The organism is Neorhizobium fuzhouense, assembly GCF_042611105.1.
GTDB classification, from domain to species: Bacteria; Pseudomonadota; Alphaproteobacteria; order Rhizobiales; family Rhizobiaceae; genus Neorhizobium; species Neorhizobium galegae_A.
Genome location: NZ_JBHFFP010000004.1, coordinates 249,517 through 265,094, shown reverse-complemented (window position 1 = coordinate 265,094; position 15,578 = coordinate 249,517). Strand labels below are relative to the sequence as shown.

Annotated in this window: 10 protein-coding genes; 4 read left to right on the top strand and 6 right to left on the bottom strand. The window is 62.1% G+C overall.

Annotated elements, in window-relative coordinates:
• The first annotated feature begins 41 nt into the window (after positions 1-41).
• The 3 genes from hisD to ACEXP3_RS09910 all read left to right on the top strand — a co-directional run bounded on the left by hisD (position 42) and on the right by ACEXP3_RS09910 (position 2,575).
• Positions 42-1,352 carry a histidinol dehydrogenase gene (hisD, locus tag ACEXP3_RS09920; RefSeq protein ID WP_377297113.1) on the top strand — a complete coding sequence of 437 codons (1,311 nt, stop codon included), beginning with the start codon at positions 42-44 and terminating at the stop codon, positions 1,350-1,352.
• Positions 1,349-2,122 carry an SDR family NAD(P)-dependent oxidoreductase gene (locus ACEXP3_RS09915; RefSeq protein ID WP_377297112.1) on the top strand — a complete coding sequence of 258 codons (774 nt, stop codon included), beginning with the start codon at positions 1,349-1,351 and terminating at the stop codon, positions 2,120-2,122. The genes hisD and ACEXP3_RS09915 overlap by 4 nt, the downstream gene beginning before the upstream one ends.
• Before the next feature lie 195 nt (positions 2,123-2,317).
• Positions 2,318-2,575 carry a hypothetical protein gene (locus tag ACEXP3_RS09910; RefSeq protein ID WP_377297111.1) on the top strand — a complete coding sequence of 86 codons (258 nt, stop codon included), beginning with the start codon at positions 2,318-2,320 and terminating at the stop codon, positions 2,573-2,575.
• Positions 2,576-2,725: 150 nt separating this feature from the next.
• Here ACEXP3_RS09910 and ACEXP3_RS09905 read toward each other — a convergent pair whose 3' ends face one another.
• The 4 genes from ACEXP3_RS09905 to ACEXP3_RS09890 all read right to left on the bottom strand — a co-directional run bounded on the left by ACEXP3_RS09905 (position 2,726) and on the right by ACEXP3_RS09890 (position 11,638).
• Complete coding sequence (locus ACEXP3_RS09905) at positions 2,726-5,845, bottom strand: efflux RND transporter permease subunit (RefSeq protein ID WP_377297110.1); 3,120 nt, start codon at positions 5,843-5,845, stop codon at positions 2,726-2,728.
• Positions 5,842-8,961 (bottom strand): efflux RND transporter permease subunit, encoded by a 3,120-nt coding sequence (locus ACEXP3_RS09900; RefSeq protein WP_377297109.1) that lies wholly within the window; start codon positions 8,959-8,961, stop codon positions 5,842-5,844. Before ACEXP3_RS09900 ends, ACEXP3_RS09905 begins: the two co-directional genes overlap by 4 nt.
• Positions 8,958-10,346 (bottom strand): efflux RND transporter periplasmic adaptor subunit, encoded by a 1,389-nt coding sequence (locus tag ACEXP3_RS09895; RefSeq protein WP_377297108.1) that lies wholly within the window; start codon positions 10,344-10,346, stop codon positions 8,958-8,960. The genes ACEXP3_RS09900 and ACEXP3_RS09895 overlap by 4 nt, the downstream gene beginning before the upstream one ends.
• Before the next feature lie 461 nt (positions 10,347-10,807).
• Positions 10,808-11,638 carry a helix-turn-helix domain-containing protein gene (locus ACEXP3_RS09890; protein ID WP_377297201.1) on the bottom strand — a complete coding sequence of 277 codons (831 nt, stop codon included), beginning with the start codon at positions 11,636-11,638 and terminating at the stop codon, positions 10,808-10,810.
• 269 nt (positions 11,639-11,907) lie between these two features.
• On the opposite strand from ACEXP3_RS09890, the gene ACEXP3_RS09885 reads away from it, so the two are divergent.
• Positions 11,908-12,522 (top strand): hypothetical protein, encoded by a 615-nt coding sequence (locus ACEXP3_RS09885; protein ID WP_377297107.1) that lies wholly within the window; start codon positions 11,908-11,910, stop codon positions 12,520-12,522.
• A gap of 78 nt (positions 12,523-12,600) precedes the next feature.
• Here the strand turns inward: ACEXP3_RS09885 and ACEXP3_RS09880 are convergent, their stop codons facing one another.
• Positions 12,601-13,437, bottom strand: coding sequence for an alpha/beta fold hydrolase (locus tag ACEXP3_RS09880; RefSeq protein WP_377297106.1), 837 nt, complete (start codon positions 13,435-13,437; stop codon positions 12,601-12,603).
• 267 nt (positions 13,438-13,704) lie between these two features.
• On the bottom strand, positions 13,705-15,318 hold the full coding sequence (locus ACEXP3_RS09875; RefSeq protein ID WP_377297105.1) for an MFS transporter: 1,614 nt from the start codon (positions 15,316-15,318) through the stop codon (positions 13,705-13,707).
• Between the last annotated feature and the right edge of the window lie 260 nt (positions 15,319-15,578).

The window sequence follows — 15,578 nt, the reverse complement described above, 5'->3', positions numbered from 1 at the left end:
CCGGGCAGGGCCAACATTCTTGTCATAAAGGATCATGACCCATGACTGTCACCTATCTCAAGCGCGGGAAGCCGGCGGATGCCCGTTCTGAAGACGATGCGAAGGTTCGCACGACCGTCGAAGGTATTCTCACCGATATCGAGACGCGCGGCGACGCGGCTGTCCGCGAACTTTCGGAGAAGTTCGACAAGTACTCGCCCGCGTCCTTCCGCCTCAGTGAAGGGGAGATCGAGGCGCTGATGAACAAGGTCGCGCCGCGTGACATGGAAGACATCAAGTTTGCCCAGGAGCAGGTCCGCAAGTTCGCCCGCGCGCAGCGGGATTCCATGCTGGATATTGAAGTGGAGACCTTGCCCGGCGTCATTCTGGGCCATCGCAACATTCCGGTGCAGTCGGTCGGTTGCTACGTGCCGGGCGGCAAGTTTCCGATGGTCGCCTCTGCGCATATGTCGGTCGCCACGGCATCGGTCGCCGGCGTACCGCGCATCATTGCTGCAACACCACCCTTCAAAGGCGAGCCGAACCCGGCCGTCATCGCCGCGATGAAGCTTGGCGGTGCGCACGAGATCTTCGTCATGGGCGGTATTCAGGCAATCGGTGCCATGGCGCTCGGAACCGAAACGATCAAGCCGGTTGATATGCTCGTCGGCCCCGGCAATGCCTTCGTCGCCGAAGCCAAGCGCCAGCTGTACGGCCGTGTCGGCATCGACCTTTTCGCGGGTCCGACAGAAACGATGGTGATTGCCGACGACACGGTCGATGCGGAAATCTGCGCCACCGACCTGCTCGGCCAGGCTGAACACGGGTATAACTCGCCGGCGGTCCTGCTCACCACCAGCCGCAAGCTTGCCGAAGCCACGCTGCAAGAGATCGAACGCCTTCTCGCCATACTGCCGACTGCCGAGACGGCGCGGCGGAGCTGGGAAGACTACGGCGAGGTCATCGTCTGCGACACCCATGAAGAAATGCTGGACGTCGCCAACGACATCGCCAGCGAACACGTGCAGGTGATGACCGATCGCGACGACTGGTATCTCGAAAACATGCACAGCTACGGTGCGCTCTTCCTCGGTCCTCGCACCAACGTGGCCAATGGCGACAAGGTGATCGGCACCAACCACACGCTGCCGACCAAGAAGGCCGGGCGTTACACCGGCGGTCTCTGGGTCGGCAAGTTCCTGAAGACGCATAGCTACCAGAAGGTGCTGACCGACGAGGCGGCGGCGATGATCGGCGCTTACGGGTCGCGGCTGTGCATTCTTGAAGGCTTCGTCGGCCACGCGGAACAGTGCAATGTGCGCGTCCGCCGCTACGGTCGCCGCAACGTCGGTTACGGGCAGGCCGCGGAATGACGGCCGCCACCCTGCCGCGCACACCCTCCTTTCGCCTGGAGGGCAAGACGGCACTCGTTGTCGGTGCGTCTTCGGGCATAGGGCAGGCGGCGGCAGTCGCGCTTGCCGAAGCGGGAGCGCAGGTCACGCTTGCCGCCCGCTCGGCGGACAAGCTGGACGGGACGGTGAGGCAGCTGGCGGACCTCGGCTTCTCGGCCCGGTCACTGATGCTCGACGTGCAGGACGTCGAGGCGACCGAACGGATCGTGGCTTCGCTCGACCCCTTCGATATTCTCGTGAACAGCGCGGGCCTTGCCCGCCACGGTCCCGCTGTCGATACGGTGCCGTCCGATTTCGATGCCGTCGTCGGGATCAATCTGAGGGGGGCCTATTTCCTCACGCGGGCAGTGGCGAAGAGGCTGATTGCGTCGCGGCGTCCAGGCTCTTTGATCAACATTTCGTCGCAGATGGCCCATGTCGGCGGCATCGACCGGGCTGTCTACAGCGCCACCAAACACGCGGTGGAAGGCTTTACAAAGTCAATGGCAATCGAATGGGGAAGCCACGGCATTCGGGTCAACACGATCTGCCCCACCTTCATCCGCACGCCGCTTGCCGAACAGACTTTCGCCAATCCGGATCGGGTTCGCTGGATCAAGGAAAAGATCAAGCTCGGCCGCGTCGGCGAGGTGGAGGACATCATGGGCCCGGTGACCTTCCTCGCTTCGGATGCCGCCGCCATGATCACCGGCACGGCCCTGATGGTCGACGGCGGCTGGACCGCAGACTGACGGCGAAGGAAATATGGACGCCTGACGCGGCTGCGTCTCGGGCCGTAACAGGATGCCGCGGGCCGACCTGATCTCCCAAAGGTCGGCTCTTCAGGATCGAACATTCTATGGTCACTCTATTTAAGTCGCTTGGTCTCGATACTCGACTTATGCAGAGGGCGCCCTAGATGCTGTTGCGCCAACGAGGAGATAAACATGAAGAAATTGTCGTTTTGGGTAATGTCGCTTACCGCTCTGTGCGCCGTTGCAGCACCCTCTCACGCGGCAGACATGATTGATGGCTATCGGGCGGCCCCACAGCACAAGCACCGTTACTACGTGGTGGCGCCTGCCCGCGATTGCGCAGTCCTGCAGGTGGAGTACAGAAAACCCTATGAGCCGCGTACCGATTACGTGGAGCTTTGCACCCATCCGAAGCGGACGACCATATTGGCTCGGAGCGTGGATTATTAATTGGCACGGTCGACGGAAGTTCTTATACCGACGATTGTGCATGAGATGGACATGCGGTGTCTGGACTGCCTCGAACCAGTAAGGGCGGAATTTCTCCAGCTCCCGGGCGGCTAGGACCGTCGTGGCGTTGAAGCCGCCGCAGCCGTCCCCTTATTCCGCCCGCATGGGAAATGAGAAATCCCTTCCATTTGCCGCTCTATTGCCACGTCTGCCAAAGCGCGCCGAAAGCCTTGCGAGGATCAGGTAGATGATCGGCGTCGTGTAGAGGGTCAGCGCCTGCGACACGATCAGTCCGCCGATGATGGTGATGCCGAGCGGGCGGTGAAGATCGGCACCGGGGCCTGTGGCCAGAACCAGCGGCAGCGCGCCCATGAAGGCGGCAAGACTGGTCATCATGATCGGGCGGAAGCGCTTGAGGCAGGCTTCATGGATGGCATCTTCCGGTGACATGCCGCGATGGCGCTCGGCCTCCAGCGCGAAGTCCACGAGCATGATGCCGTTTTTCTTGACGATGCCGATCAAGAGAATGATGCCGATGAAGGCGACGATCGTCAGTTCCGTGCCGCTCACCCAAAGCGCCAGAAGCGCGCCGAGCCCGGCCGAGGGCAGGGTGGAGATGATGGTCAACGGGTGCAGCAGGCTTTCATAGAGAATGCCAAGCACGATATAGACCGCGAGCAGTGCTGCGAGAATGAGCATCGGCTGGTTGCCGGAGGATTTGGCGGCATTGGCGGCGTCTCCGGCAAATTCCGCATGCAGCGTATCGGGCAGATGCATCCCGGCCACGGCGGCCTTCACGGCGTCATTGGCCTGCGACAGCGTCGTTTCCGGCCCGACATTGTAGGAAATGGTGACGGCCGGAAACTGGCCCTGATGGTTGACGCCGATTGGCGCCAGCGTCCGCTCAACCTTGGCAAAGGCACCGAGCGGGACCTGCGTATTGCCACTGCCGGGCACGTAGATCTTCAGGATATGTTCCGGGTCTTTGGCGAAATCCGGATAGGCCTCCAGAATGACGCGGTACTGGTTGCGCTCCCCGTAGACGATGGTCACCTGCCGTTGTGCAAAGGCATTGTTGAGTGCCGTATCGACGGCTGTGATCTTGACGCCGAGGCGGGACGCTGTGGTGCGGTCCACCACGACATTCGCCTGCAGCCCGTTCGGTTGCCGGTCGCTGTTGACGTCGGTCAGCAGCGGTTCCTGGCGCAGGCGGGCCAGAATGCGCGGCGCCCAGGTGATCAGCTCGTTGTAATCGGCATCCCACAGCGTGAACTGGAACTGCGAATCCGACGAGCGCGCGCCGATCCGGATATCGCTCGGGGAAAAGAACGAGGTGTCGAGGCCGGGAATGACGGCGGTTGCACGCCGCAGCCGTTCGATCACGACGTCCGTCTGATCCCGCTCTCCCGGCGGCTTCAGTGAGATCTGCATCTGCCCCCGATTGGCGGTGCCGAGGAAACCGCCGCCGACGCTGGCACCGATGTTCTGCACCGCCGGGTCTTGCTCGACGATGGCCAGCGCCCGCCTTTGCAGGGCGACCATTGCCGGATAGGAGATGTCGCTGGCCGCCTGGCTGTTGCCCATCACGAAACCGGTGTCGTCACGCGGCACAAAACCCTTCGGCAGCTTGGTGTAGAGGTAGCCGGTCAGGATCACGCAGGCGGCAGTAGTGATGACCGCAAGGATGCGGTGGTGCAGCACGCCTTTCAGCGTGCGGTCGTAAAAGGCGACCATGCCATCCAGGCTGTTTTCGACGAGGCGATCGAAACGGCTGCGCCGCGCCTCGAGATCATGACCCTTGATGCGATGTCCGCAGATCATGGGCGTCAGCGTCAGCGACACCACGGTGGAAACCGCAATCGTATAGGCGAGCGTCAGCGAGAAAGTGAGGAAGAAGCGGCCGATAACGCCACCCATGAAGAACAGCGGGATGAACGCCGCCATCAGAGAGACGCTGATGGCAATCACCGTAAAGCCGATCTGTTGTGCGCCGGCGCGCGCAGCCTCGATCGGTTTCATGCCCTTTTCGAGGTTGGCGTAGATGTTCTCGATCATGACGATCGCATCATCGACGACGAAGCCGCTGGCCACGGCAAGCGCCATCAGCGACAGGTTGTCGATCGAGATATTGGTGGCCCACATCGCGGCAAACGCGCCGGCAAAGGACAAGGGCACGGTGAGGCCCGCTGCAAGTGTCGGCACCAGCCGGCGCAGGAAGACGAAGACCACGGCCATCACCAGCGTCACGGTGGCGAGCAGGGTGAACTGCATGTCTTCGACACTGGCGTGGATGGTTGTCGTGCGGTCGTTCAACACATCCACTTCGACGCCGGCCGGGATCAACTGCTTCACCTCGGGAATGAGAGCCTTTACCGCATCGACGGTCGCCACCACATTGGCATCCGCTGCCTTGGTGATGTTGAGCAGAACGGCAGGCTTGCCGTTGAACCAGGCATCCGAGCGGCGATTACGCACGCCGGGCTCGACGGAGGCGATATCGGCCAGCCGCACGGCGGTTCCGTTTGAGGCATGGATGACAAGTCGGCCGTAGTCCTGCGGGGTCACAAGCTGCGCATTGACCGAGATCGCATAGAAGGAATTTGGTCCATCGATGGCGCCAACCGGAGCCAATGCGTTTCCGTTCACGATGGCATTGCGCACGTCATTGGCGGTCAGTCCGATTGCCGCCAACCGGTCCGGATCAAGCCGGACGCGCACGGCCGGCTGGTCGGCGCCGCTGGCCGAAACATCGCCAACGCCTTCCACCTGCGAGATGCGCTGCACCACCACCGTATCGGCGGCATCATAAATGGCGCTGGCCGGCACCGTGTCGGAGGTGAGCGCCAGGGTCAGGATGGGGGCGGCGGCCGGGTTTGCCTTGCGCAGACTGGGCAGGTTCGGCATGTCGCTTGGCAGATCCGCCACTGCCGCATTGATGGCAGCCTGCACATCCTGCGCGGCGCTATCGACATCGCGGGCGAGATCGAACTGCAGGAAGATATTGGTGGTGCCAAGGCCGCTTGTGGAGGTCATTTCCGTCACCCCGGCAATCGCCCCCAGATGCCGCTCAAGCGGTGCCGCGACGCTGGAAGCCATGCTTTCGGGGTCGGCGCCGGGACGGCTGGCATTGACGCGGATGGTGGGAAGATCGACGGCGGGCAGGCTTGCCACGGGCAGGAAACGGTAGGCGACCAGCCCGAGCATCATCAGGCCGATCGCCAGAAGCGTCGTGCCGACCGGACGGCTGATGAAAGGGCCGGAAATGTTCATGCCGCGCCTCCCGCATCGCCTTCCTCAAGCTCTGCGGCGCGCGCCGGCCTCTTCTCGTGCATCCGTGCGCGAAGGCCATCAAGCGCCAGATAAATCACCGGCGTCGTGTAGAGCGTCAGCAACTGGCTGAGCAGCAGGCCGCCGATGATGGAAATGCCGAGCGGGATGCGCAGTTCGGCACCGGTGCCCTCAGCGAAGGCAAGCGGCAGCGCGCCGAAAAGGGCGGCGAGCGTCGTCATCATGATCGGGCGAAAACGCATGACCGCCGCTTGGACGATAGCCTCGCGCGCCGGCAATCCGTCACGGCGTTCCGCATCCAGCGCAAAGTCGATCATCATGATGGCGTTCTTTTTGACGATGCCCATCAGGAGCACGATGCCGATCAGCGCGATGATCGACAGGTCCTGCCCGAACAACATCAGCGCGAGAAGCGCGCCAACCCCCGCAGACGGCAGGGTGGAGAGGATGGTGATCGGGTGGATGGCGCTTTCATAAAGCAGGCCAAGGACGATGTAGATGGTGATGATCGCCGCCAGGATCAGCCAGGGTTCGCCGGCCAGCGACCGGTCGAATTCTTCCGTGTCGCCGCTATAGTGCCGCTGGATATTGGCTGGCATGCCGATGTCCTGCTCGGCGGTCTTGATCGCTTCGATCGCTTCGCTGAGCGACGCGTTGCGGGCAAGATCGAAGCTGAGCGTCACGGCGGGGAACTGTTCGCTGCGGCTGATCACCAGCGGTGCCGTGCCGAATTTGACGGAGGCCACCGCATTCAAGGGCACCATGGCGCCGTTTGCGCCGCTGACATAGAGCTGTTCCAGCGATTTCGGGTCGCCCTGGAACCGCTCGCCAGCTTCCAGGATGACGCGGTACTGGTTCGCCTGGCCGTAGATCGTGCTGATCTGCCGCTGGCCGAATGCATCATAGAGGGTGTCGTTGATCGCCTGCATGGAGACGCCGAGGCGGGCTGCCGTCTCGCGGTTGACGGTGATCGAAAGGCGACCACCGCCCATCTCCACTTCCGAGGAGACGTCGACCAGCAGCGGGTTCTGCTGCAGGCGGGCCGCCAGCCGATCGGCCCAGCCGGCCACCGTTGTCGTATTGGTGCCCGTCAGCGTGTACTGGTAGGGCGCGCGGCTCGCACGCGTGCTGATCGAGATGTCGCGGATGCTCTGGAATGTCGGGCGGATGCCGGGAATGTCGGCGACGGAGGCACGCAGCCGGTCGATGAGGTCCGTGGCGGAAACCTCCCGCTCGTCGCGGGGTTTCAGCACGATGCTGTAGCTTGCCGTGTTCAGCGTCAGGTTGGACGCGCTGGTGCCGATGACGGCGATCACGCTCTCGACGGCAGGATCGGCCCGGAACCGGTCTCCGACGCGCTTCTGCGTGTCTTTCATCACGTCGAAGGAGCTTGTCGGCTCCGTTTCCACCACGGCAGAGATCAGGCCCGTATCCTGTACCGGCAGAAAGCCCTTGGGAATCGTCACATAGAGAACAATGGTGACCGCAAGCGTCACCCCCGTCAGTGCCAGCATCAGCCAGCCGCGATTGACGGCCCAGATGACGCTGCGGCGATAGCCTTCGTTCATCCAGTCCATGCCGCGATCAACCAGACCAAGCACGCCGGAATTGCGCTCCTTCGGTGCGCGCAGAATGCGGGCGCACATCATCGGCGTCAGCGTCAGCGAAATGACGGCAGACACCACCACGGCAATGGTGAGCGTCAGGGCAAATTCCCGGAACATGCGCCCGACAATGCCGGTCATGAACAGCAGCGGGATGAAGACGGCAATCAGCGAGGCGGTGAGCGAAATGATCGTGAATCCGATTTCGCCGGCCCCTTTCAGCGCCGCCTGCATCGGGTTTTCGCCCTCCTCGATATGGCGGGCGATGTTCTCGATCATCACGATGGCATCGTCCACCACGAAACCCGTGCCGATGGTCAGCGCCATCAGCGACAGGTTGTCGAGGCTGAATCCGAAGAACCACATGATGCCGAAGGTGGCGATGAGTGAGAGCGGCAGCGCCACCCCGGCGATGAAGGTCGCCGTCAGCGTGCGCAAGAACAGGAAGACGACGAGAATAACCAGTGCCACGCTGAGTGCCAGTGTCCATTGCACGTCGTGGATCGAGGCCCGGATGGTTTCCGTCCGGTCGTTGACGATATCCAGCGATACGCCGGCCGGCAGTGCAAGCTTCAACCGCGGCAGCCGCTTGCGCACATCCTCGACTGTCTGGATGACGTTGGCGCCCGGCTGTCGCATGATATCGATGATGACCGCAGGCCGGCCCTGATACCAGGCGCCGACACGGCTGTTTTCCAGCCCCTCGACGACACTGGCGACATCTTTAAGGCGCACGGGTGCCCCGTTGCGATAGGCGATGATCGTGTCGCGGTAGACGTCCGGATCATGGATCTGGTCGTTCGCCGACAGGGTGAACGACTGAAAGGTTCCGTCTACCGCACCCTTGGCGCCGGACACATTGGCATTGGTGATGGTGCTGCGCAGGTCTTCGAGCGACAGCCCGTAGGATGCGAGCCGGGTCAAATCCGCCTGGACGCGGATCGCCGGCCTGACGCCGCCCTGGACGCGCACGTCGCCGACGCCGGACACTTCGCTCAGGCGCTGCGACATGATCGTGTCGGCAAAATCGCTGAGATTGCGGATCGGGTAGGTGTCCGAATGCAGCGCCAGCGTAATGGTCGGCGTATCGGCCGGGTTCACCTTCGCGTAGGTCGGCGGATAGGGCAGGGTCTTCGGCAGGCTGCCGCTGGCGGAATTGATGGCCGATTGCACATCCTGCGCGGCGCCATCAATGTCACGGTCGAGATTGAACTGCAGCGTCACCTGGCTGATGCCGAAGGCGCTGGACGAGGTCATCGATGCGAGCGCCGGAATCTGGCCGAGCGGCCGCTCAAGCGGCGCCGTCACCAGCGCCGTCATGGTGTCCGGATCGGCGCCCGGCAGTTGCGTGGTGACGCGGATGGTCGGAAAATCCACCTGCGGCAGCGGCGCAACCGGCAGCGAAAAGAAACCCAGAAGCCCTCCCAGCAGCGTCGCGATGCTCAGAAGCGAGGTGGCGACCGGTCGCGCGATGAAGGGGGTGGAGATGCTCATCTGGACACGCCAGCCGAGGGCTTTGCGTCCGCTGAGGGTTTTTCGGCTTCGGCAGGCGCTGGAGAACCGGGCGCGCCGAGCTGTGCTGCCGCGGGATGCTCAGCGCCCGCATCGCGCGGCGGCTGCCTGTTCTGGCCGTTGCCGCGGTTGCCGCCGCGTCTTTGGCCGCGCGGCTTCTGATCATCGGTAAGCGGCACCGCCATGTTGGCGGGGTCTGCCTCTTCCGGCGTCGAAACGCGCACCTGCGCGCCGTCCTCCAGCCGGGCAAAGCCGGTTGTGACGACCTTTTCGCCCGCCGACAGCCCTTTGTCGATCACCGCGGTCTGGTCATCCTGCAGGCCGACAGTGATTGCCTGCAATCTGACCTTCTGGTCGTCCCGGACGATGTAGGCATAGGTGCCGCCCGGGCCGCGCTGCACGGCGGCGGAGGGAACCGTCACCACATTCTTCTTCGTCTCGACCAGAAGCCGCGCATTGACGAAGGCGCCGGGCCATAGCTGCAGGGTGTCATTGGGAAATTCGGCCCGCAACCGAACCGTTCCAGTGGTGGTGTCGACCTGATTGTCCACGACGATCAGTCTGCCCTTGGCCACCACCGTCTTGCCGTCGTCGCCGAGGGCATCGACGGCAAGTGGTCCTCTCGCATCGGCGGCGTTGACACGGACAAGATCCTGTTGGGGAACGGAGAACAGAATGGTGATAGGCCGGATCTGCGAGAGGGTGACGATGCCGTTCGTGTCGCCCGTCGAAACGATATTGCCGACATCGACGGCACGGATGCCGGTGCGACCGCTGATCGGCGCCCTGATCACCGTGTAGTTCAGCTGCGCCTGAGCGGCCTCGATGGAGGCCTGGTCCGACTGGACTTGCGCCTTGTATTGCGCGGCAAGCGCCACCTGGTTGTCGAGCTGCTGCTGCGTGGTCGCGGAATTGCCCATCAGGCGCTGCAGGCGTTGCATTTCCAGGACAGCATAGTTGAGCTGTGCCTCGTCTTGCGCCTTCTTGCCGATCGCCTGGTCAAGCTGGGCCTTGTAAAGGGCATCGTCGAGCGTGGCGATCAGGTCGCCCTCTTTGAGATCCTGCCCCTCCTGGAAGGCGATGCGGGTAATGCGCCCACTGACCTGCGGCTGCACGACCACCGTATTCAATGGCTTCACGCTGCCAACGCCGGTGACGTAGACGGGCACATCAGCGATTGCAGCCGTTGCAGCGACAACGGGGATGGCGCGGTCGCGCCCGCTCTGGCGGTCGTTCTGCTTCGTCCCGAACCAGGCGCCGGTGATGGCCTGGACCTGCGTTTGCACCTGCGGCTGTCGAGCGGCATAGACAATTCCGCAGCCGGCAAGCACGAGGCCGAACAGGGTGATCTTCGTACTTCTTTTCATCGGCGACCGCTCAAGCGAGGTATAGAGAAGATGCGTGCATGTTAAGATGCATGCGCACTGGCATCAGGAAACCTTGCACCCTGATGGGCAGGCGACCAACCAAACACAAGTTTTAAAAAAAACCACTTACAAGAAAGTAATGTAGGCCGACATTGATTGGCCTGTTTAGTCTCGTCGATAGTGCCCTGACATCCAATTCGTTCTAGGGCGCCCGGTGGGTGGGCCGTCTTGATTTGGACTGGGCTTGCACATCAAGATTGCATGCCTCGACACTTGCGCCTTCGAAGAGCGCCCGAAGGATAGCTCGACATTGAGGAACTGCAGCAGGCATGCCGAGACGCGGATGGTGCGGAGCGACCTTGTCGCGCGCATGGTGTCGATCCCGATCGTCATATCAACCAGATCAGGTGCGAGAATTACCGCGGGAACACTGGATACGCTTCCGTAAAGCTTGGAAGGCGCTAGTGTGCGTTTCGCCGCCAGTTGCCGGGCGATGCGCCGACCAGCGTGGAAAACACCCGGGTAAAATGGCTCTGGTCGGCAAAGCCGCAGGCCATCGCAACTTCGACAAGCGGCGTGTCCGATGCCTGCAGCAATTTCTGGGCACGCCTTACCCGTTCGCCGAGAAGCCATTGATACGGTGTCATCCCGGTTGTTTCCCGAAAGGCGCGGATGAAATAGCCGCGGGACAGATTGCAGGCCTGTGCCACGTCCGCAATGGAGATTTCGCCGCCCAGGTTCTCGATCAGCATGTTTTTGGCAAGCGCTTCATGGCTGCGCGATAGCATTCCTGCCCGGACCGCGTCTACCGCGGCCCGTCCGCCATACCGTTGCACAAGATAGGTTCCGATGGCCGTGGTCATCTGCCCGACAAACAGCGCACTTGCCTCCTTCGGTCTCTCCAGTGCCGGCATCAGCGCCCGTGCCAGATTGGAAAGGACGAGATCCTTCGATGCGGTTTCGGCAGACAGAGAGTTTACGCCCGGAAGTTCGGCCTCTTCGGCAAACTTCATCAGCGAGGCGGGCGATATTTCGAACAGCAGGAAATCGAAGGAACTGTGCAGATCGGCCTTGTAGGGTTCGGAGAGGTCGCGAAGATAGATCGAGCTTTCGGTGAAGATGTGGCTCGTCATGTGGTGTTTGTGGAAAATCTGCCGCTTGTGGCCGCCGAGCGTGGAGACTCCGAGAACAAAGCCTCGATCGCTTGCGGGCGTCTTGACCTGATCCAGCTTGTCGCCTGACGTTCCTTTTCGAAAGATCGCCATGTCTGTGGTCGACATGGATTGATCCATCGACAATTGCTTCAGCGTGCAGCCGAACGCATCCGTGGCAGTCTTTACGGGATGTTGGTCCACGACGATTTCTTTCATGTGACCTCCACAGGGCGCGACGCCATCCGTTTCATCTTGTCGGCGGCCTCCAGCCTGTGCGTGCTGGCAAATTCAGGCGGTGACGATGCTTTTCGACAAGATCGAAACTGGAATGAACGATAGGACAATCTTGGATGCGGAACCATTTTGGCTGAACAATCAGTCCGGGTCAAACGATTGAGGATGGCGGCTTGACAGCATGCGACAGAATTGCGGCAGGTTTCGGTATACAAGCGGCAAGAACACTGGTCGTCAGGCCGCTACAGGATGCGCAACTCTCTGTCGTCCATCTGGAGCGCGTGTACGAGGACGATGACGCTCCGGTTGTCCTTCCGCCAGAGGATGCCTTTCTGGTGATGCTGTATCTCGTCGATGTTCAGCATTCCGATCTCTGGCCGGACCGCCCACCGTCGCCGTTGAAGACCTATGAGAAGGGAACGATCTGCCTCGTCAGCCTGAAAGGCGGCGCGAGCATCTCCGTTCGGGGATATCTTGACGCACTGGCCTTCCATATTCCGAGCGCGCATTTCGTTGAACTCAGCCGAGAGGCGGGAGAACCACTTGTCGATTACCTCCAAACCTGTCGCGGGTCGGAGGACCCGGTGATCTGGAACCTGGGTTCGGCGCTCCTGCCGATGTTCGACTTGCCCGATGAAGTCAAAGACGTTCTTCTTCCCCATGTCGGGCTCGCCATGGTCGCGCATCTGGCACACCGCTACGGGCAGCCTCCAATCCGGCCCCTGTCGGAACCCGATCAACCGATCACGGCGCGGGCGCGTCGTGCGAAAGGTCCCGGCGCAGACTGAATTTTTAAGGCCGGGAGGCCACCTGCGGAAGGTGCAACCGTCTGCAGGTGGTGCTTCGAAGGGGCATTCAGCCGATCATCAGCCTTTGATGAACGACAAGAGGTCGGCGTTCAGCGTGTCGGCGTTAACGGTCAGCATGCCATGCGAAAAGCCCGGATAGGTCTTCAGCGTCCCGTTCTTCAAGAGCTTGATGGCCTTGTGGGCCGAATCCGCGATCGGCACGATCTGGTCGTCCTCGCCATGCAGGATGAGGGTCGGCACGCCGATCGCCTTCAGATCCTCGGTCTGGTCCGTTTCCGAAAAGGCCTTGATGCCGTCGTAATGGGCCTTTGCTCCGCCCATCATGCCCTGGCGCCACCAGTTCTGGATCACACCTTCATGGACCGTGGCACCTTCGCGGTTGAAGCCGTAGAAGGGGCCGGCGGGGACGTCGCGGAAGAACTGGGCGCGGTTGGCCGCAAGAGCGGAACGGAAGCCGTCGAACACCTCAATCGGCAGGCCCTCCGGGTTGGCTGCGGTCTTCAGCATCAGCGGTGGGACTGCAGAAACGAGAACGGCCTTCGCCACGCGTCCGGCCGGTTCGCCATGCTTTGCCACATAGCGGGCAACCTCGCCGCCGCCGGTCGAATGGCCGATGTGAACGGCGTTCTTGAGGTCGAGCGCTTGAACAACGGCAAAGGCATCGGCGGCATAGTGGTCCATGTCGTGACCGTCCGCGACCTGGGTGGAGCGGCCATGGCCACGGCGGTCATGGGCGACAACGCGAAAACCCTTGGAGAGGAAGAACAGCATCTGCGCATCCCAATCGTCGGATGAGAGCGGCCAGCCGTGGTGAAATACGATCGGCTGGGCATCTTTGGGACCCCAGTCCTTGTAGAAGATTTCGGTGCCGTCTGCAGTGGTAACGAAGCCCATGGTCTTTTCTCCTGTCGTTCCAAGGGTTGAGGATGCAGCGGATGCTGCGGTGATGGTCCGGATCGAAAGTGCAACGCTTGCGGTGACGATAGCGCCTGCAGGCAGGGCACTGCGTCAACGCGTGGGCGGCATGTCGGCTCCGGCGCCTGGAAGCGATCTTCGTCCTGTGTTCGTGTGTCTGCAGGCATAGTGCGGCCGGCAGAGGTTTTTCACAAGTGAAATATTTCTTTCAAGTCTATTGCGATTTTTGCAATAGTGGATGGTTTATCAGGTGGCCCCTCCATCCCAGGCTTCGCGTCCCGCAATCGAGATGAGGTGCCGCACGAGCGGCTTTTCATCGCCCGAGTGGAACTGCAGAACCGTTGACTGCAGATCAGCATCGGCTTTCGACACGCGCCGGTGCTGGCGCAGATGTTCCGCCCAGGATTCCACCATGAACCATTCGGTGATCTTTTCCGGGTCCGCCGCATCTTCCGTCACGCCCCAGCCATAGGCGCCATCACGGCGCCGTTCAAAGGACAGGCCATGGAGCGCATGCAGGAATTTCGAGCGGCTGTGCTTTTCCACATGGTAATCGATCAGGATGAGCACCGGGCCGCGATCGTGGGAGACGGGCTCGGCGACAAGCGGTTCTGGCCAGTGGTTGGATGACACCAGATCAGGCTCGCCGGCCGGAAGCTTGACCCGGTTCATGAGAATGCCGGCCGCAAGCAGTCCAGCAGCCGCGATCAGCAAGGTTGCCGGCACGCCTGCCGCTTCGCCGACGGCACCCCATCCAAGGCTTCCTGCCGTCATCGCACCATTGAACACCATCAGATAGACGGCAAGGCCGCGCCCGCGCACCCAGTTTGGCAGCAGGGCCTGCGCTGCGCCATTCAAGGTGGTGAGCGCGGTGATCCAGGCCGCGCCGAGGAAGAGCAGGACGAGAATTGCCAGCCACTGTGGCGGTGACAGGGAGAGGATCGCCATGACAAGCGCCGTGACGATCGCCGAACCCAGCAGCAGCCCATCGGCATCAAGACGCTCGCGCAGGCGTGGCATCACAAGCGCACCGCCGATCGCTCCGGCGCCGACAGCACCGAGAAGAAGGCCGTAAAAGCCAGCGTCACCGTTGAGGAGCTGCCTTGCGGCAAGCGGCAGAAGCGCCCAGACAGCACTCGCAAAGCAAAAGAAGATGGCGGCGCGCAGCAGCACCACATGCAGCGGACGACTTGCCCGTGTATAGCGAAGCCCCGCGCGAAAGGCGCCGAAGAACCCCTCTGACAGGGTATCGTCGGCATCTTTGGCGCGCGGCCACCAGACGAGGGCTGCGATCACAACGATATAGCTTGCGACATCGGCCCCATAGGTCACGGCCGCCCCGAAGGCCGCAAGCATCAGACCGCCGACGGCCGGCCCGATCGAACGGGCAATGTTGATGCCGAGCGAATTGAGGGCAACCGCACTTTTCACCTCCTGCCGCGACACGAGTTCCGGCACGATGGCCTGCCATGTCGGCCCCATCAGCGCGGCGCCGATGCCGCCGAGAAAGGTCAGTCCGACAAGGGAGCTGACGGAGAGCAGACCCGTATGGGAGAGGATCATCAGCGTGACGCTGACACTCGCCAGCAGTAGCTGGATGGCGATCAGGAACTTGCGCCGGTCGAGTACATCCGTCAGCACGCCGGCCGGAATGGCCAAAAGGAAGATCGGTAGCGTGCCGGCCGCCTGGACCATGGCGACGGCGGCCGGTGCGGCCGAAAGATCGGTCATCAGCCAGGAACTGGCGACATCGCGCATGAAGCTGCCGGTATTGCCAAGGACGGTCGCAGCCCAGAGAACGGCAAATACCGGTTGGCGAAGTGGCGCAAAGCTGCCGCCGGTGGATTTGGAAACGGTCATCGTCTTCCTCCCGTTATCGTGTCGAGGGCCGCAACCAGAACGCAGGCAAGGAGCGCCAGGAACCGGAGGAGGGGTGAGGTGAGGACGCCTTGTCCTGCTGGTGTCACTGTCATATTGTTTTCCTCAGACGGCCCAGCGGGAGCGCAGCGCGCACCGAAAAGCCCCTGACATCGGCAATCGGGAATTTCGCGGTTCAGGTTGCCGCATGGTCATGTCCATGGACGTTGCAGTCACTGGCGCCGTTGCATCCCGATATTGCC

What these genes read in the sequence shown, in the direction of transcription:
- ACEXP3_RS09905 (WP_377297110.1), bottom strand. Translation starts at nt 5,845, where the DNA reads ATGAACATTTCCGGCCCTTTCATCAGCCGTCCGGTCGGCACGACGCTT.
- ACEXP3_RS09895 (WP_377297108.1), bottom strand. Translation starts at nt 10,346, where the DNA reads ATGAAAAGAAGTACGAAGATCACCCTGTTCGGCCTCGTGCTTGCCGGC.
- hisD (WP_377297113.1), top strand. Translation starts at nt 42, where the DNA reads ATGACTGTCACCTATCTCAAGCGCGGGAAGCCGGCGGATGCCCGTTCT.
- ACEXP3_RS09915 (WP_377297112.1), top strand. Translation starts at nt 1,349, where the DNA reads ATGACGGCCGCCACCCTGCCGCGCACACCCTCCTTTCGCCTGGAGGGC.
- ACEXP3_RS09890 (WP_377297201.1), bottom strand. Translation starts at nt 11,638, where the DNA reads ATGGATCAATCCATGTCGACCACAGACATGGCGATCTTTCGAAAAGGA.
- ACEXP3_RS09910 (WP_377297111.1), top strand. Translation starts at nt 2,318, where the DNA reads ATGAAGAAATTGTCGTTTTGGGTAATGTCGCTTACCGCTCTGTGCGCC.
- ACEXP3_RS09880 (WP_377297106.1), bottom strand. Translation starts at nt 13,437, where the DNA reads ATGGGCTTCGTTACCACTGCAGACGGCACCGAAATCTTCTACAAGGAC.
- ACEXP3_RS09875 (WP_377297105.1), bottom strand. Translation starts at nt 15,318, where the DNA reads ATGACCGTTTCCAAATCCACCGGCGGCAGCTTTGCGCCACTTCGCCAA.
- ACEXP3_RS09900 (WP_377297109.1), bottom strand. Translation starts at nt 8,961, where the DNA reads ATGAGCATCTCCACCCCCTTCATCGCGCGACCGGTCGCCACCTCGCTT.